Annotated in this window: 17 protein-coding genes and 1 other annotated feature (1 of these 18 only partly in view); of the genes, 12 read left to right on the top strand and 5 right to left on the bottom strand. The window is 39.7% G+C overall.

From position 1 onward, the window contains the following. The first annotated feature begins 53 nt into the window (after positions 1–53). Positions 54–425, top strand: coding sequence for a YisL family protein (locus tag BBI08_RS12190; RefSeq protein ID WP_008498153.1), 372 nt, complete (start codon positions 54–56; stop codon positions 423–425). A 175-nt stretch (positions 426–600) separates the two neighbouring features. Then, positions 601–2,040 (top strand): alpha-amylase family glycosyl hydrolase, encoded by a 1,440-nt coding sequence (locus BBI08_RS12185; RefSeq protein WP_008498152.1) that lies wholly within the window; start codon positions 601–603, stop codon positions 2,038–2,040. 69 nt (positions 2,041–2,109) lie between these two features. Here the strand turns inward: BBI08_RS12185 and BBI08_RS12180 are convergent, their stop codons facing one another. From BBI08_RS12180 to BBI08_RS12170, 3 genes are read right to left on the bottom strand one after another with little or no spacing between them, the layout of a single operon-like run. Continuing rightward, positions 2,110–3,447 carry a CoA-disulfide reductase gene (locus BBI08_RS12180; protein WP_065528148.1) on the bottom strand — a complete coding sequence of 446 codons (1,338 nt, stop codon included), beginning with the start codon at positions 3,445–3,447 and terminating at the stop codon, positions 2,110–2,112. Positions 3,448–3,461: 14 nt separating this feature from the next. Beyond that, positions 3,462–4,313 carry a DegV family protein gene (locus BBI08_RS12175; RefSeq protein ID WP_008498151.1) on the bottom strand — a complete coding sequence of 284 codons (852 nt, stop codon included), beginning with the start codon at positions 4,311–4,313 and terminating at the stop codon, positions 3,462–3,464. 21 nt (positions 4,314–4,334) lie between these two features. Beyond that, on the bottom strand, positions 4,335–5,141 hold the full coding sequence (locus BBI08_RS12170) for a Cof-type HAD-IIB family hydrolase (RefSeq protein ID WP_008498150.1): 807 nt from the start codon (positions 5,139–5,141) through the stop codon (positions 4,335–4,337). 159 nt (positions 5,142–5,300) lie between these two features. Between BBI08_RS12170 and BBI08_RS12165 the strand changes: the two genes are divergently transcribed. The 3 genes from BBI08_RS12165 to BBI08_RS12155 all read left to right on the top strand — a co-directional run bounded on the left by BBI08_RS12165 (position 5,301) and on the right by BBI08_RS12155 (position 8,766). Continuing rightward, a complete protein-coding gene (locus BBI08_RS12165; RefSeq protein ID WP_008498149.1) occupies positions 5,301–6,068 on the top strand; it encodes a prolyl oligopeptidase family serine peptidase in 768 nt (255 codons plus the stop codon). A 67-nt stretch (positions 6,069–6,135) separates the two neighbouring features. Beyond that, complete coding sequence (locus BBI08_RS12160; protein ID WP_008431406.1) at positions 6,136–6,444, top strand: metal-sulfur cluster assembly factor; 309 nt, start codon at positions 6,136–6,138, stop codon at positions 6,442–6,444. A 180-nt stretch (positions 6,445–6,624) separates the two neighbouring features. After that, positions 6,625–8,766 (top strand): ATP-dependent Clp protease ATP-binding subunit, encoded by a 2,142-nt coding sequence (locus BBI08_RS12155; RefSeq protein ID WP_083383315.1) that lies wholly within the window; start codon positions 6,625–6,627, stop codon positions 8,764–8,766. A gap of 30 nt (positions 8,767–8,796) precedes the next feature. On the opposite strand, the gene BBI08_RS12150 is transcribed toward BBI08_RS12155, so the two are convergent. Then, on the bottom strand, positions 8,797–8,982 hold the full coding sequence (locus BBI08_RS12150; RefSeq protein WP_008429711.1) for a YjzD family protein: 186 nt from the start codon (positions 8,980–8,982) through the stop codon (positions 8,797–8,799). A 187-nt stretch (positions 8,983–9,169) separates the two neighbouring features. Here BBI08_RS12150 and BBI08_RS12145 point away from each other — a divergent pair, with 187 nt between their 5' ends. The 7 genes from BBI08_RS12145 (at position 9,170) to opp4A (ending at position 17,440) form a co-directional block, all read left to right on the top strand. Beyond that, complete coding sequence (locus BBI08_RS12145; RefSeq protein ID WP_008498147.1) at positions 9,170–10,102, top strand: beta-ketoacyl-ACP synthase III; 933 nt, start codon at positions 9,170–9,172, stop codon at positions 10,100–10,102. Between the two features lie 27 nt (positions 10,103–10,129). Then, positions 10,130–11,365 (top strand): beta-ketoacyl-ACP synthase II, encoded by a 1,236-nt coding sequence (fabF, locus tag BBI08_RS12140; RefSeq protein WP_008498146.1) that lies wholly within the window; start codon positions 10,130–10,132, stop codon positions 11,363–11,365. Between the two features lie 308 nt (positions 11,366–11,673). After that, on the top strand, positions 11,674–12,690 hold the full coding sequence (locus BBI08_RS12135; protein ID WP_008498145.1) for an ABC transporter ATP-binding protein: 1,017 nt from the start codon (positions 11,674–11,676) through the stop codon (positions 12,688–12,690). After that, positions 12,677–13,612 (top strand): ABC transporter ATP-binding protein, encoded by a 936-nt coding sequence (locus BBI08_RS12130; RefSeq protein WP_008498144.1) that lies wholly within the window; start codon positions 12,677–12,679, stop codon positions 13,610–13,612. The genes BBI08_RS12135 and BBI08_RS12130 overlap by 14 nt, the downstream gene beginning before the upstream one ends. 5 nt (positions 13,613–13,617) lie before the next feature. Then, a complete protein-coding gene (opp4B, locus tag BBI08_RS12125) occupies positions 13,618–14,580 on the top strand; it encodes an oligopeptide ABC transporter permease (protein ID WP_065528147.1) in 963 nt (320 codons plus the stop codon). A gap of 25 nt (positions 14,581–14,605) precedes the next feature. Next, positions 14,606–15,517 (top strand): ABC transporter permease, encoded by a 912-nt coding sequence (locus tag BBI08_RS12120; protein WP_008498143.1) that lies wholly within the window; start codon positions 14,606–14,608, stop codon positions 15,515–15,517. A gap of 108 nt (positions 15,518–15,625) precedes the next feature. Beyond that, positions 15,626–17,440, top strand: coding sequence for an oligopeptide ABC transporter substrate-binding protein (gene opp4A, locus BBI08_RS12115; RefSeq protein WP_008498142.1), 1,815 nt, complete (start codon positions 15,626–15,628; stop codon positions 17,438–17,440). Positions 17,441–17,488: 48 nt separating this feature from the next. Here opp4A and trpS read toward each other — a convergent pair whose 3' ends face one another. Then, the gene (trpS, locus tag BBI08_RS12110) at positions 17,489–18,481 is read right to left on the bottom strand and encodes a tryptophan--tRNA ligase (protein WP_008498141.1); all 993 of its coding nucleotides are present in this window, start codon (positions 18,479–18,481) and stop codon (positions 17,489–17,491) included. A gap of 44 nt (positions 18,482–18,525) precedes the next feature. Then, positions 18,526–18,644, bottom strand: a binding site (T-box leader) (it continues 93 nt past the right edge of the window).

Here is an 18,644-nt window from a genome sequence, read left to right as displayed (position 1 = left end):
CCCTGTCCTAGTTGTGCTAAACTAAAGAGGACATTATTAGAAGAGGTGAGATTTTGGGTATTTTAACAGACACTACACATTTACACATTACGACATGGGTTGTTGCTGTCATTTTGTTCTTAGTTGCAGCATTTATGCAACGCGATAGCAAAGGACGTAAGATTATGCATATGGTATTAAGATTGTTCTACGTCTTAATCATCATTACAGGCTTAACGTTATTTATCGAATGGTCTGATGCTGACCCTATGCTTTATGGCATTAAATTCTTATTGGGCGTATTGACGATTGGTATGATGGAAATGGTCTTGGTCCGTTCAAAAAAACAAAAATCGGTTACGATGTTCTGGGCATTGTTTGCAGTCTTCTTATTTGCGACAATGTTTATCGGATTCATGTTACCGGTTGGTATGGATTTCTTTTAAGCAAGTAGACAGGTGCACCGCGCACCTGTCTTTTTCTTTGGCAAATTTCACAGTTTAGACGAAACTCAAGCAAGTTGCTAGCGAAAAGCTAACTTTACATGGCAGTAAAAGCTGGAGTTTGATAAAATGAACCGGGTAGAACGCAATGACGACCTCATTGAAGGAGGATATCAGATTGAAAGCAAAGTGGATTTCGAGCATGATCACGGCAGTGTTACTGTTGACAATCGTGCAACCAGCATACGCTGAAAAAGAGTATGAATTAAAAGATGAACTTATTTATGATGTATTAGTCGACCGTTATTTCAACAAAAAAATCGATAATGATTATGAAGTAAATGCATTAGACCCTACAACTTTTAACGGGGGTGATTTTGATGGAATGGCCAGTGAACTTTTATTTGTGAAAGACATGGGCTTTACGGCTCTTTCAATAGGCTCTGTATTTTCAACAGAAACGTACGATGGAAAAAAAGTGTTGGACTATACAGAGTTTGAGCGTCATTTTGGGACAAAAGAAGAATTTCAAACATTGGTTGAAGAAATCCATGAACAGGATATGAAAGTGATTGTAGATATCCCAACTCAACAAGTAAGTGCTAATCACATTTGGGCAGTTGAAAACCCTCAATGGTTTACAAAAAATGAGGATGGCAGTTTAGCAATAGACACTTCAAACTTAGAAGTTCAAAAAGCATTAATTACTACATTTACGGAATTTAATGAAACATATCAAGTGGATGGTTTCCGACTGCAAGATGCAGATAAAATAGATTCCCAGTTTGTGCGTGATTTTTCTAAAGCAATGAAAGACATTCGTCCAAGCTATATTTTAAGTGATCGCGAAATGTCAGAAAAAACTGGATTTGATGCAGTCGTTATTCCCGGGGTCGAAGAAACATTGCGTGCGGCTTATAAGAATTTCGACCAAGATTTGACGGGTATTAAGACACTTATGAAGCAAAGTGAAAACCAGCTGATACAAGTCGATTCATTGTTAGGTTCTCGGTTTACGTCAGACATTGTAGAAGTAAAAGGTTTTCCACCAACACGGTGGAAATTGTTGTTAACGCAATTACTAACTATGCCAGGAATTCCAGTTATTCAATACGGATCAGAATCAGCAATGAACGGCGTCGCGCCTTCTGAATCTCATCAAATTTTGGATATGGCAGTAGACAAAGAATTGGTTGACCATATTACCAATTTAACCTCATTGCGCAACTCGTCAGAAGCGTTGCGTACCGGGAAAGTAGAAGTTTTGCATGATGAAGACGGCTGGCTCGTTTATAAGCGTTCAAATGACGATGAAACATGGGTTATCGCTATTAACAATTCTTCATCGACCAAAACCATTAATTTGTCAGCTGATGTGATTGGAGAAAATCAGGAATTGCAGGGCTTGTTTGAAAGTGATATTGTCCGCCAAGAAGACAGTGGAGATTATCGTGTGACGCAAGACCGTGAAATTGCGGAAGTTTTCCATGTTAGAGAGGAAACAAAACTAAATACGGCTTATATCGCAACACTAGCTATTATGTATATCGTGTTTATGTTATTCCTATGGTTTGTATGGAGAAAGGGCAAACAACGTAAAGCAGATGCTGCAAAATAAAAAAACAACTGAACGGAAATAAAACAGGAAGAAAAAGCGATTTGCTTTTTCTTCCTGTTTTCTATTTTTTTAGTTGTCATTAATGGCTTTATAACCAACCATATTGATTGGATCTTTTGGCGATGAATAAGGAGGCGCATAGCAAAGCTCTAACGCCTGCAAATCATCAATAGTTAAGCCTGCATAAATAGCAGTGACAATAACATCGATTCGTTTATCGACGCCTTTTCCACCGATGCATTGCGCGCCTAAAATCTTTCTCGTTTGTGGATTGTAATGAACTTTTAAGGTGATTTTAGAATGGTCAGGGTAATAGCTGGCATTTGAAATTCCGTTATGAGTCACTGTAGCATATTCTAAATTCTTGTCTTTGATGGTTTTTTCATTCAACCCGGTCATAGCAGCAGTTAATGAAAAAATCTTCAAGACAGAAGTTCCAAGTAATCCTTTTTTCGCTATTTTACTTCCTAAAATATGACGTGCAGCGATAAACGCTTGTCGATGGACAGGAGAAGCGAGTGGCACTCTTTTTGGGTCTCCCGTTACCATATCGAAGTTTTCGGAAGCATCACCGATTGCATAAATTGAAGGGTCATCTGTTTGCATGAATTCATTGGTTTGAATGCCACCAGTTTCACCAATTTTCAATCCAGCTTTTACAGCAAGCCCCGTATTGGGTCTTAACCCTACACTCATAATGATAAAGTCAGCATGTAACTCAATGCCATTCGATAGTTTGATGGTTTTGCCATCAGTTTTTACCATCTCTGTACCAGTTAGAAGTTTAACGCCTTGAATGGCCAATTCTTTTTCGATTATCAACGAGATGTCTGTATCTAAAATAGACATAATAGCGGGCGATCGATGAACGAGTGATACGTCCAATCCAAGATTTTTTAGGTTTTCTGCCATTTCGAGACCGATAAATCCACCACCCGACACTATGCAACTTTCAGGTTTTTTGTTTTTGATAAAACGATCAATCCGTTGCATATCTTCAAAATTACGCAAAGTGAAAACCTGAGAAGAGTCGAGTCCTTCGATTTTTGGTACTATCGCAGAACCACCTGGCGCCAAGATTAACGCATCGTAAGACTCTTCAAATTGGTCGCCGGTTTCCAAGTTTTGCACAAGAACTTTTTTAGCGGCTCTGTCAATTTCTATTACGTCGTGTTCTAACTTTACATCGATATCGCGTTTTTTCTTGAATTTCTCTGGATTTGTTAAAACGATTGACTGCTCGTCCTCGATTACATCACCGATGATATATGGCGTTCCGCATGCTGCATAAGACATTGTTGAATCTCGGTCAAAAACAATTATTTGGACATCCGGGTTGTAAAATCGAAGTTGACCCGCAGCTGTAGCTCCTCCGCCAACAGCGCCTACAATGACTATTTTTTTCACCGTTTAATCAGCTCCTATTCGATCTTATTAAGGAAAAATAAAGCCAATGTGCCCGGTCCAGTATGTGCAGCAATAACAGAACCAATCATATGAACTTCAACTTCTTTAGGATTAAAATGTTGTTCGATTTCCTGCTTTAAAATTAGAGCAAACTCTTCGTCATCGCCATGACTTATGGCAATTGTTTGTTGGTCTAATTGGCTACCGCGTTCTTGCATCAATTCAATCATGCGCTTAATAACTTTTTTACGTCCGCGCAATTTTTCAATTGGTACCAATTTCCCATCTTCTACATGAAGTAGTGGTTTGATATTTAACAATCCACCAACAAATGCGCTGCCTTTGGAAATACGTCCGCCTTTAGCCATATAATCCAAATCTTCAACAGTAAAAAGACTTTCTAAATGGTCTGCCATAAAACTAATTTTCTCAAGAATCGTTTCAAGAGAGTGTCCACCAGAGCGAAGTTTTACAGCTTCTTTTACTAGCAATCCGTATCCGAGTGAAGCGGCTTTAGAATCTAGTATGCTCAATTTTAAATCTGGATAATCCTCACGCACTTGATCTGCTACCATCACTGCCGTGCTATAAGTGCCAGACAACTCGGAAGAAAAAGCGATGTACAATCCTTCTTCATCTGCAATGGCTAGTTGTTCAAAAGCCTTTAGCATTTCTTCAGGAGATACTTGCGACGTTTTTGGATGATTGCCGGCACGAATCGCATCAAAAACTTTGATGGATTGGATGCCGCGAATATCTTCAAAATCTTGATCTCCGATATGTACACGCAGTGGGAATAAAACTACGTCTTCGTTTTCAAAAAAATCTTTTGGTAAATCAGATGCACTATCAGCGAATAACCTCATAATAAATCCCCCTCTTTATAGTTACAGCTTCAACCTGTCGATTAATAATTCAGCAATGCCATCTTCATTATTAGTTAAAGTGACTTCGTTGGCAATATTTTTTAAAGGCGAGATAGCATTACCCATAGCAACACCAACTCCTGCAAAGTCAATCATTTCTAAATCATTATCTTCATCGCCAAAAGCGATAATGTTTTCTCTGCTAATACCAAGAGATTTTGAAACGCGGTCTAACCCGACAGCTTTACTCATGCCACTTTTTACAATCTCGATAACATGCCAAGGAGCTCCCCAACGACGGTGGTCAATAACTTCAGCGTGAACCGAAGACAAGTGATCATGAATTTCCTGTACGCGTTCATACGGCGCGTGGATTAAAATAGAGGTTGGATCAGTTTTCAAGTAGTTGCGTAAATCGCCCGTTGTAATGGTTGGATCTCCAAATCTAAAGATGTCCATAAGTTGTTCATCATGTTGATGGACGTACACATCATCTAAAACTTCGGCAACAATGTTGTGGAAGTTATAATTGTACATAGATTCAACCACTTCGTGAACAACACCCAAATCGATTGGTGTGTGATGCATACCCCAGTGTTGATTGGTAGGATGATGGACAAACGCACCGTTAAAGTTGACGATTGGCGTTGTTAATCCCAATTCGTTATAGTAAGTTTCACTTGAGCGGTATGGTCGGCCAGTAGCAATCATGACTTCATGTCCCGCTTCCATTGCTTTATTTAAAGTCAGTTTTGTTTTAAGGGAAATAACTTTTTCATCTGTTAATAACGTTCCATCTAAATCCAGAACAATTAAATGTTTCTTCATATAAATAGCCGTCTCCTTTCTATCTCTTACTAGTGTAGCTATAGAACAAGGGGTACGTCAAAAAAATTGGTAATTTCACGATTTTTTAATGAGGAAGAATTGGGGTTTGCTGGATAACTGGAAGATTGGTACGATTAAAATAGAAGGAAGTGAGTCAAATTGAAAGTACAAAGACAAATTTGGGGGCATATCCCGTTACTTCATATCACGCCAGACCAAAACGAGCAATCTGAATTACCAACGGTTGTATTTTTCCATGGTCATATGAGTGCGAAAGAGCATAATTTGCATTACGCCTATCAATTGGCTGAAAAGGGACTCCGAGTGATTTTGCCAGATGCTCATCTTCACGGAGAACGAAGTGAAGGATTAGATGATGTTCAAATTAGTTTCCGATTTTGGGAAATCGTGTTGACTTCAATTGAAGAATTGGCTTTTCTACATGAAGAATTACATAAGCAGAAATTGGTGAGTGGAGAAGTTGGTGTAGGCGGCACTTCTATGGGAGGCATTACCACGATGGGAGCTATGACGGTTTATCCTTGGATTCAAGCAGCTGCAGTTATGATGGGTGCAGGAAATTATGTGGAATTGGCTCAAGCGCAAATGACTCAATACGAATCGAGAGGATTCCAATTGCCAATCAGTGAAGAAGAAAGAGAAAAGATGCTTAAGACTTTAGCGATGTTTGATAGTGTTAAGCATCAATCAAAATTCAAGAGTCGACCAATTTATTTTTGGCATGGGGAACAAGATGTCACAGTACCTTTTGAGTCAACATACCGCTTGTTCAAGGAACTTAAAATACAATACGAGGCAGTGCCTGAAAAAATTGTTTTTCGTCGTGAACGAGAAGCAGGGCACGCGGTAAGTCGAGCTGGTATGCTTGAAGCAACAGAGTGGTTTGCTAAACACTTAGCCAAATAATCGTGTCAATTCCATTTTCAGATGAAATTTGTTAAGATGGTTGTAATAGTAAAGGGAGGGATTTTGAATGGATCAAGATATGAAAGATAGCATGATGGGTGCATTAGAAACTGTAATCGATCCCGAATTAGGAATTGACATCGTCAATTTAGGGCTTATTTATGATGTAATGTTGTCAGAAGACGGATTTGCAGTAGTTACCATGACATTAACGTCTATGGGCTGCCCAATGGGACCACAAATCGTACAAATGGTGAAAACCGCGTTATATGAGCTACCAGAAGTGGAAGAAGTCGATGTAAAAATCGTCTGGCAGCCAGTGTGGGGCAAAGAACATATGTCACGCTACGCAAAAATGGCACTGGGCGTTCGATAAGCAATATATATAAAACCTCACTGGAAATTATTCTAGTGAGGTTTTTTTATATAATCAGCTAGTTGTAGATAGTAGAAATTAGAAAAAAATGGAGAGTCTTAATAATTGCTTAATCTTAAAAAATTGACTATAATTTAATTAGTCAAAGATAGTCAAACTTTTATAAAAGGAGAGGTTGTTATGGTTCAATCCCCAGGTAATACAGAACAGAAATCCCCTTTAGAGCAGTTTGGTCGCAATATGGTCGAACAAGCACAATCAGGGAAAATGGATCCTGTTATTGGTCGAGACCAAGAAATTCGACACGTCATTCGAATTTTGTCACGAAAAACAAAAAATAATCCGGTGTTAATCGGTGAACCAGGTGTTGGTAAAACAGCAATTGTCGAAGGGCTAGCTCAACGTATTGTTCGTAATGATGTGCCTGAAGGATTGAAAAACCGGACAATATACGAACTCGACATGAGTGCGTTAATTGCTGGAGCTAAATACCGTGGTGAATTTGAAGAACGATTAAAAGCTGTGTTAAAACAAGTAAAAGATAGTGAAGGCCAAATCATTTTATTTATCGATGAAATTCACACCATTGTTGGAGCGGGTAAAACAGAAGGGGCAATGGATGCAGGAAATATGCTGAAGCCAATGCTTGCTCGCGGAGAGTTGTATTGTATTGGTGCAACGACGTTAGATGAGTACCGTATGCATATTGAAAAGGATCCGGCTTTAGAACGTCGTTTCCAACAAGTTATGGTGAGAGAGCCTTCAGTAGAAGATACCGTTTCCATTTTACGTGGATTGAAAGAACGTTTTGAGTTGCACCATGCAGTTCGTATTCATGACCGGGCGATTGTCGCGGCGGCAGCTATGTCAGATCGCTACATCACCGAGCGCTTTTTGCCAGATAAAGCGATTGATTTAATAGATGAAGCGTGTGCGATGATTCGTACCGAAATTGATTCGATGCCGCAAGAGCTTGATGAAGTAACACGTCGTTTATTGCAATTGGAAATCGAAGAACAAGCTTTGATGAAAGAAAAAGACGAAGCGAGCAAAGTCCGATTAGAGACATTGCGGAAGGAAATAACAGAACTACGTGATTCTTCAGCGGGTATGAAAAATCAATGGATAGAAGAAAAAGAGTCATTGAAAAAAATTCAACAAAAACGTGAGCAATTAGATCAGTTCCGTAGACAATTAGAAGATGCGGAAAACAAGTACGACTTGAACGCAGCTGCTGTGTTACAGCATGGCAAAATTCCAGCGCTTGAAAAAGAGTTGAATGCGTTAGAAGCAAGCTTGGAAAATGAAGGTGCTGAAAGATTGCTGCGTGAAGAAGTAACAGAAGAAGAAATTGCAGGAATTGTCGCACGGTGGACCGGAATTCCAGTAACGAAGCTAGTAGAAGGCGAACGTGAAAAACTATTGCGTCTAGGTGAGACATTGAAAGAGCGTGTCATTGGCCAAGACAAAGCAGTAGAACTTGTAACTGAAGCTGTATGGAGAGCGCGAGCGGGGATTAAAGATGAGAAAAAGCCAATTGGTTCTTTTATTTTCCTTGGTCCAACGGGAGTCGGGAAAACAGAATTGGCGAAATCGCTCGCGGCGAATTTGTTTGACTCGGAAGATCATTTTATCCGAATCGACATGTCCGAGTATATGGAAAAGCATAGTGTATCACGTCTAGTCGGAGCACCTCCAGGATATATTGGCTACGAGGAAGGCGGACAATTAACAGAAGCGGTACGTCGCAACCCATACTCTGTTGTCTTACTTGATGAAATTGAAAAAGCACATCCAGACGTTGCCAATATTCTATTGCAAATTTTAGATGATGGACGTATTACGGACAGTCAAGGTCGTCTCATTAACTTCTCAAATACAGTTGTCATCATGACTTCTAATATTGGCTCTGCTCATATTAACGAAACGAGCAGTGAACACGATGTGGAAGACATTGTCATGGGCGAATTGCGCAAACACTTTAAACCAGAGCTGTTAAATCGTATCGATGATATTGTCATTTTCCATGCATTAAATAACGACCATTTTTACGGTATTGCTAAGAAGATGATCGGGGAACTAGCAGCGCGCATGAGTCAACAGCATATCAAATTGTCTGTCGATGATTCGGTTATCAACTACATTGTTGAAGCTGGAACCGATCCAATATTCGGAGCACGTCCGTTAAAACGATTTATTCAACGAAGAATCGAAACCGATATTGCACGTGAATTAATCAAAGGTGGGATTGTTTCCAATACAGAATTGGAATTAACAATGGGAGATAACAAACAAATCCTTATTAATAAAAAAGAAGCGTAAACCGGAAACCCGGTTTACGCTTCTTTTTTGTTAATGCTTTTCAGGAGTTGGTTCGTTCGGAATAACAGCAGCGATTACGAAGATCAAAATTGAAACACCAATTGAAATGTAAACGCCCATCATAAAGTCGAAATGTACGTTCTGAACGGCACTTACCACATAGTTGACCAATGAAATCAATAAGAATGACCATAAAAACGTTCCAATATATTGCATCTAGTTTCACCTCTACATAGAATATCTAGCTTAATCATAGCACAAGCCTTAACAGACAGAAAGAAAGATTATAGAGAATGGAGATATTTTGTCGTAAATATGTCAGTTAGTTGAAATTGAATAGTAGATGGCGTATTATTAACACCAGGTACTAATAGATGATGATAATTGAAATGAGGGATATAAAATGAATGCTGGAATAATCGGTATGGGCAGATGTCTACCGGAAGATAAATTGACAAATTTTCAATTAGAGCAGCGCATGGATACGAACGACGAATGGATCCGTACAATGACTGGCATAGAAGAACGCCGGATTGCTAAAGATGAACAAGACACTTCTGACATGGCACGTGAAGCAGCGAAAAAAGCGATTGAAGATGCGGGTATTGATCCGGCTGATATTGGTTTAATCCTTGTGGCGACAGTTACTCCTGACCAGCCTTTTCCGTCAGTGGCTTGTGTTATTCAGCAAGAAATTGGAGCAGTTAACGCAGCGGCGATGGATGTTTCAGCTGCATGTGCGGGATTTATGTACGGAGTTATTACAGCAAAGCAGTTTATCGAATCTGATGTTTATAAATATGTTCTTGTCGTTGGTGTCGAGAAATTATCAAAAATCACCAATTGGGAAGACCGCAACACAGCTGTTCTTTTTGGAGACGGTGCAGGAGCTGCAGTAATCGGCAAAGTATCAGAAGGACGCGGCATTTTATCTTTCGAACTTGGAGCTGATGGACGAGGCGGCAAGCATCTTTACCAAGACGAACATCTCGTTATGAATGGCCGTGAAGTTTTTAAATTCGCTGTCCGTCAAATGGGTGAGTCAGCCCTAAATGTTATCGAAAAAGCTGGATTGGAAAAAGAAGACGTCGATTTTCTTATTCCGCATCAGGCAAATATTCGCATAATGGAAGCAGCTAGAGAACGTCTAGATTTACCCGTTGAAAAAATGTCGAAAACGATTCATAAATATGGCAACACATCAGCAGCATCCATCCCAATTTCTCTTGTTGAAGACGTTGAAGAAGGTCGCATTAAAGAAGACGATGTTATCGTTATGGTCGGATTTGGCGGCGGTTTAACATGGGGCGCGATTGCAATGAAGTGGGGCAAATAATTAGCTATGCGAAAGGAAGAAGATAGAATGGAAAATCGCCGTGTAGTCATTACAGGGATTGGCGCAGTTACGCCTTTAGGCAATAATATTGAAACAACATGGGAAGCAATCAAAAACGGTAAATCCGGAGTTGGTCCGTTAACAAGAGTAGACGCAGACTTGTATTCTGCAAAAGTTGCGGCTGAAGTAAAAGACTTTTCGATAGAAGAATATATTGAAAAGAAAGAAGCACGCAAAATGGATCGCTTTACGCATTATGCACTCGCTGCTTCAATTATGGCCATGAAAGATGCCAATCTTGAGTTAGATGAAAAGACAGCTTTGCGTACAGGAGTTTGGATTGGTTCAGGTATTGGTGGTATGGAAACAATTGAAAACCAGATGAACGTTCTAAATACGCGGGGTGTGCGTCGTATTAGTCCTTTCTTAATCCCGATGATTATACCGGATATGGCATCAGGACAAGTTTCAATTTACTTCGGTGCTAAAGCCATTAATTCTTGCTCGGTAACGGCGTGTGCTTCAGGTACAAATTCAATTGGCGATGCATTTAAAGTGATACAGCGCGGTGATGCAGATGCGATGATTTCTGGTGGAGCAGAAGCACCTATTACGCAATTGTCTGTAGCCGGATTTACGGCAAACACAGCATTGTCGACAAATAAGGATGCAACAACAGCCTCACGTCCTTTTGATAAAAACCGTGATGGTTTTGTTATTGCAGAAGGCGCTGGAATCGTTATTCTTGAAGAATACGAGTTTGCAAAAGCACGTGGTGCTAAAATTTATGCAGAAATTATCGGTTACGGTTCTACAGGAGATGCGTATCATATTACTGCACCTGCTGAAGGTGGAGAAGGCGCAGCGCGTGCAATGGCGCAAGCTTTAGAAGATGCTGGAGTAGAAACAACGGATATTGGTTATATTAATGCGCATGGAACAAGTACAGCTTATAATGATTTATATGAAACAATGGCTGTAAAAACAGTATTTGGCGAACATGCTTATAAACTAGGAATGAGCTCGACGAAATCCATGACAGGTCATTTGCTTGGCGCTGCTGGTGGAGTTGAAGCGATTTTCACAGCATTAGCATTAAAAGAAGGCATTATGCCACCAACAACAAATTATGAAACACCTGACGAACAATGCGATTTGGATTATGTTCCAAATGAAGCACGTAAAGCAGACTTTGATTTTGCAATGAGTAACTCTCTTGGGTTTGGTGGACATAACGCTTCACTCGTATTCAAGAAAATTTAATAACCTCAACAAAAATGGCGTTGTGCAATAGTTATTGCACAACGCCATTTTTTAGTTGAATAAATAAAAAAATAGGTAAAATAACCAAAATTTTATAAAAAATTGAAAAAAACTGTCTATTCTTTAAATTGTTATGCTATTCTAAATATAATGAAATATAGGTATATGTACAATAGCACTAAAAAGCTTTGGAGTCGATGAAAAAGCTGTTTTTTTATCCTGTTATAACTGAAAATTCAACTTATTAGGATATGAGAGTACAGGGCAGTTAAGTTAGAATAAAATGCTTTATTTTAAGGAGGATCATTGTGAATGATGTTTTGCTTGAAATTAAAAATCTGAAAACGTCCTTTAGAATTAAAGATGATTATTATGCTGCAGTTGATGATGTTTCGTTGAATGTCAGGAAAAACGAAGTGTTGGCAATCGTTGGTGAATCAGGTTCTGGAAAAAGTGCATTTGCGTTTTCCATCATGGGGCTTCATACAAGAGCCGAAATTAAGGGAGAAATCAATTACAAAGGAAATAATTTAGTTAATGCAAATGCGAATTATATGAAACAGTTGCGTGGAAGTGAAATGGGGATGATTTTCCAAGATGCGCTTTCTGCACTTAATCCACTTATGGTTGTAGGTGCGCAAATCGATGAAGCAATTTTCCTTCACAATCCGAAAATCTCTAAGAGTTTACGAAAAAAACAAGTGATTAACTTACTGAACCAAGTCGGTATTCCGCGACCTGAAAAAACTTACTATCAATATCCACATGAATTATCAGGTGGCATGCGTCAGCGTATTGTTATTGCAATGGCGATTTCAAACCAACCTGAACTATTGATTGCTGACGAACCGACTACGGCACTAGATGTAACGATTCAGTCGCAAATTTTAGACTTGATTAGAGAGTTGAAGGATACAATGCATGCTGGCATTATTCTAATTACACATGATTTAGGGGTAGTGGCCGAGATGGCTGACCGGGTAGCCGTTATGTACGCGGGACAAATTGTGGAAATTGCAGATATTTATACATTGATGGAAAACCCACAACATCCTTACACACGCTCGCTGTTAAATTCGATTCCAACATTGGCAGAAGTGAAATCAGATCTTCATGTCATTCAAGGTGTCGTGCCATCACTTCAAAATTTGCCGAGAACAGGATGTCGTTTTGCAAGTCGTATTCCATGGATTAAAGACTCTGCTCACGAAGCTTCACCGGAACTTCATGAAATTAGTCATGGTCATTTTGTGCGCTGCACATGCTATAAAGACTTTTACTTCCCAGAACAAGTCAAGGAGGAGCGCAATTATGTCGCTAATTGAAGTTGAAAATTTGAAGGTTCACTTTCCTATCCGTGGCGGTGTTTTTCAAACCGTGAAAGATCATGTTCGGGCAGTGGATGGCGTCTCGTTTTCGATAGAACAAGGCCAAACGTACGGACTAGTGGGGGAATCCGGATCTGGTAAAACAACAACAGGACGTGCCATTATCGGCTTAAATGACATTACTTCAGGAAAAGTAATGTTCGAAGGTAGAGATTTGGCCACTGTGAGTAGAAAAGAGTATATCGATGTACGAAAAGATATACAGATGATTTTTCAAGATCCATTTTCATCATTGAATCCTAAAAAAAGAGTAGTGGATATTGTTGCTGAACCGCTCCGTAATTATGAAAATCTTTCTGCAAAAGAAGAACGTATACGTGTTCAAGAGCTGATGGAACTAGTAGGCCTTAGTTCAGAGGCAATTTACAAATATCCGCATGAATTTTCTGGAGGACAACGTCAACGTATTGGTATTGCCCGGGCAATTGCATTAAAACCAAAACTGATCATTGCAGATGAACCAGTCTCGGCTTTAGATGTATCTGTTCAAGCTCAAGTTTTGAATTTTATGCGCGAAATCCAAAAAGAACTAAATTTAACGTATTTATTCATTAGCCATGATTTAGGCATCATTCGCCATATGTGCGATCATATCGGCATTATGTATAAAGGTCGCTATGTTGAGCATGGTACAGCTGAGGAAATTTTTACGAATCCACAACATATTTACACGAAGCGTTTAATAGCAGCAATCCCAGACAGCGATCCGCGCAACCGGGAAAAGCATTACGCTAATCGCAAATTGGTTAAGGCTGAATACGATAGACTGGAAAAAGACTTTTTTGATGAAGAAGGTTTGCCTTTCTCCTTAAAAGCAATATCTGCTACCCATCAAGTAGCATTGGGAGAGGGAGGTTGAATGGTATGTGGAAACTAATTGTACGCAGAACACTTATTACCATCCCACAAATTATTGTGTTAAGCCTTTTGGTATTTATTTTAGCTCAAGCAATGCCAGGGGATGCATTAACTGGATTAATTGATCCGAGTATTGACCCAGCCACAATCGAAGCTATGAGAGAACGTCTTGGATTGAATAATCCTTGGTACGTGCAGTATACTGACTGGATAAAAGGGGTCATGCAAGGTGACTTTGGGCAGTCATTCCGTTTTAAAATGCCGGTATCTGATTTAATCGGAGCCCGAATGATTAATACGTTATGGCTGTCTTTAGCGACATTGATATTAACGTATTTAATCGCCATTCCTTTGGGGATTATTAGCGGACGCTTTAACGATACTTGGTTAGACCGAGCGATTACGGGTTATACGTATATTGGTTTTGCGGCGCCATTGTTTATTTTTGCTTTAGTGATGTTGTTTGTTTTCGGCTTCCAACTAGGTTGGTTCCCGACAAGCGGAAGTGTCACCCCAGGTACAACACCTGGAACATTCGAATATTTTATCAGCAAAGTCAATCATTTGTTATTACCAGCCATATCGATGGCACTGATTACTACTGTTTCGACAGTCCAGTATTTGAGAAGTGAGATCATTGATACAAAACAAAAAGATTTTATCGTAACAGCTCGAGCAAAAGGTGCATCCGAATCTCGTGTCTATAATCGGCACGTTCTGCGGAATTCCTTGCTCCCAATTGCAGCTTTTTTTGGTTACGAAATAACGGGATTGATCGGCGGGACGATATTCATTGAGAATATTTTTGGCTATCCAGGTATGGGCGAATTGTTCCTATCTTCAATCAGCTTGCGCGATTACAGTGTAATGACCGCGCTTGTTCTACTATTTGGACTTGCAGCAATCATTGGGGCGCTATTATCAGATATCATCTTGAGTTTAGTAGATCCACGTATTCGAATTAAATAATAAATGATAATTTTGAGGTGTAAATATGAGACTTGATAAAGACAGTGGAACACAAATCCCTGATGTGGATCTCGGTAAAAGCCCATCTGGATTTAGTATATTACTAAGAGAATTAATACGAGACAAAGTTGCATTTATATCGCTATTGTTCTTATTTCTCATCATTGTTGGTGTGTTTAGTACATCGATTATTCTCGATCAAGATGAAATCATTAAAGTTGATTTGTTTGCTCTTTATGAATCGCCTTCTGCTATGTATTGGTTAGGAACCGATTACGGTGGACGTGATATTTTTGGACAATTAATTATTGGAACACGTAATTCTTTAGCTATCGGTATTTTAATCACCTTGCTGACAGGCATTATCGGTATATTGATTGGACTGGTATCTGGTTATTACGGAGGCACTGTCGATAATATTTTTATGCGTTTTGTCGATTTCTTCATGGTATTGCCGACCCTAATGATTGTTATTGCGTTTGTTACGGCCGTACCCGGTTATAGCATTGTTTCATTTTCCTTAATTATGACAGCGTTCTTATGGATGGGAATCGCCCGTCTCATACGCTCTAAAGCATTGCAAGAAAAAGAATTGGATTATGTAAAAGCATCCAAAACATTAGGGACATCCAATTTCAAAATTATGTTTTTCCAAGTTCTTCCGAATTTGAGTTCAATCATCATCGTAACGATGACATTAAATTTGGCAGCTAACATTGGCATTGAGTCTGGCCTGTCCTTTTTAGGATTTGGTTTTCCCGAATCAACACCAAGTTTAGGGACCTTAATTAGTTATGCAAGAAACCCTCAAACTTTGGAGTTGAGATGGTGGATTTGGTTACCTGCATCAATTCTAATTTTAGTGTTGATGCTCAGTATAAATAACGTCGGGCAAGCTTTAAAACGCGCTACCGATGCCCGGCAGCGGAGAGGGTAATAATATAGGGGAAGAAGGGGGATCAAAGTCTGATTGAAGATGCAAAATTTTATTATGAAACAGGCAAACAGCAATTATTATATTCAACACTAGAGGGGGAAACAGAGAATGGGGAAGAGTAACAAGTCTAAAGTATTGATCTTGTCTTTAGCATTGCTATTAGCAGCGTGTAGTGGTGACGATGAAACCACGAAAGACAGCGGTAGTAAAAAAGATGCTGACGGTAAACAAGAACAAAAAGATGATGGACTGTATTCAATTGAAGACTTTAGCAATGTAAAGACAAACGAAGGCGAAGCCATCGATGGTGGCAAGATTACATTTGGTTTAGTATCAGATACAGTATTTGAAGGAACATTAAACTGGAACTTCTACTCTGGAGCACCAGATGCAGAAATTTTAAACTGGTTTGATGAAGGCTTGTTAACTTGGGACGAAAACTATGTGTACACAAATGATGGAGCTGCAACATATGAAGTTTCAGAAGATGGCCGCACATTCACATTTAAAATTGGTGACAATGTTAATTGGCATGACGGTGAACCCGTTACTGCGGAAGATTGGTTGTTTGCTCATGAAGTAATTGGTAACCCTGAATATGACGGTCCTCGTTACAATTCAGATTTTACAAATATTGAAGGTATGGAAGAATATAATAGTGGAGCTGCAGATACGATTTCGGGTATCGAAGTAGTCGATGAAAAAACGTTGAAGATTACGTACATTGAATCAACACCTTCTTTATTAACGGGAAGCATTTGGTCTTACCCATTAGCTAAGCACATTTTTGGCGATATGGCTGTAGCAGATATTTCTTCTTCTCCAGAAGTGCGTGAAAACCCAATTGGTTTTGGTCCATTTAAAGTGGATAGCATTGTTCCTGGAGAGTCTGTAACACTTACTAAGAATGAAGATTACTGGCGCGGCGAGCCAAATCTTGATGGCGTTACAATCAAAGTTATCAGCAGCTCTACAGTGGTTCAAGAGTTAGAAACTGGTGGAGTCGATTTGATCAGCGAATTCCCAGTAGACCAATTCCCAGATAACGCAGATATGTCAAACGTAGAGTTTTTAGGTGCGGTTGACCGGGCTTATACGTATATCGGCTTTAAACTTGGAACGTGGGATGCAGACAACAATCGTGTTAAACCTAATTCAGATGCAAAAATGGGCGACGTAGATCTACGTAAAGCAATGTGGCATGCAGTAGATAATACAGCTGTTGGTGAACGTTTCTACAACGGATTGCGTTGGAATGCAACGACATTGATCCCACCTTCACATCCTGAATTTCATGATGATACAAATGAAGGAAGAGCGTATGATCCAGAAGTAGCGAAGACGCTTTTGGATGATGCCGGCTATACAGATACAGATGGAGACGGTTTCCGTGAAGATCCGGAAGGGGACCCATTAGAAATTAATTTCATCTCAATGACTGGTGGCGATACTGCTGAACCTTTGGCACAATATTATGTTCAGTCTTGGGAAGCGGTTGGCTTGAAAGTGAATTTAGAAATGCTTGAATTCAATACATTCTACGACCGCGTTGGTAACGGCGGGGAAGACAATCCAGATGTTGATGTGTATCAAGCAGCTTGGGGCGTCGGAATTGACGTAGATCCTTCAGGGCTTTACGGAGCAGAGGCGCTATACAATTTCCCACGCTGGGAAAATGAAGAAAACGAACGCTTGCTAAAAGAAGGGCGGTCAGAAGAAGCATTTGACCTCACATTCCGTCAAGATGTTTACGACGAATGGCAACAATTGATGGTTGATGAAGTGCCGGTATTCCCAACTTTATACCGTGCAGTATTGAGTCCAGTCAATGACCGTGTATTAAACTACTCAATTGGCGACGGTACTGAAATGTACTTGTCTGATATTGCTGTAAGCCAAGATTCACCGGTTACTGCAGAATAATAAAACAAATCAAAAGGAGCTGCGATTTTCGTAGCTCCTTTTTTTGCTTTATTTTCTTTTACGGCCAAGACCCATTGCATTTTCCATTTTCTTAAGTGTTTTATTCGCCAGGAAATTCGCTTTTTCGGCTCCTGCATCTAAAATAGTATCTAATTCATCAGAATCTAGTAATGTCTTATAACGCTCTTGAATAGGCGCTAAATGGTGTATAACGGCTTGTGCTACAGAAGATTTAAAGTCCCCATAGCCAGAACCTTCATATTTCGAAACTAAGCTATCAATACTTTCACCAGTTAATGCAGCTTCGATTGTCAATAGATTAGCTACTCCAGGCTTATTAATAGGGTCATAACTAACGATTCCTTCAGAATCGGTTACAGCACTTTTGATTTTCTTTTCGATGGTTTTCAAGTCATCTAGCAACGTAATAATTGCTTTTTTGTTCGGGTCAGACTTGCTCATTTTTTTGGTAGGGTCTTGTAGTGACATAATACGTGCACCATTTTTAGGAATGCGAATGTCAGGAATCGTAAAGATGTCATTGTATTTTCGGTTAAAGCGCTCCGCTAAATCACGTGTAAGCTCGATATGTTGCTTTTGGTCGTCGCCAACTGGCACGATATCAGTTTGATACAATAGAATATCGCCTGCCATCAAAGGTGGGTATGTTAATAGCCCGGCCAAAACCGAGGCATTTTTAGCAGATTTATCTTTGTATTGCGTCATGCGTTCGAGTTCGCCGATGGTCGAAACGCATTGCAGCATCCAGCCGGCCTGTGCGTGCGCTGGAACTTCTGACTGGATAAACAATGTTACTTTTTCTGGATCGATTCCAACAGCAAGATAAAGTGCAGCCAGTGCCTTAATATTTTTACGGAGTTCCAATCGATCTTGAGGCATTGTGATGGCGTGTTGATCAACGATGCAAAAAATACAATCATATTCATCTTGTAATTCAGTGAATTGCTTGAAAGCTCCTATGTAGTTTCCGAGTGTTACCGTACCGGTAGGCTGAACGCCTGAAAAAATTTTCTTCTTCATCCTTATTCCTCCTCAAATTAAAAAACACAGCACACATCCCTAAAAAAAGGGACGAATGATGTGTTTTCCGTGGTACCACCCTAGTTGCCGTCTCCGGCCACTCTTCTTCATAACGTGAAGAACACGGAATCGGCTACTTTACGTTCGCCAATTCAGCTCCAAA

The organism is Planococcus halocryophilus, from assembly GCF_001687585.2.
Lineage (GTDB): Bacteria > Bacillota > Bacilli > Bacillales_A > Planococcaceae > Planococcus > Planococcus halocryophilus.
Note: the sequence above shows the minus strand (reverse complement) of the source record. Positions and strands in the feature narration are given on the sequence as shown.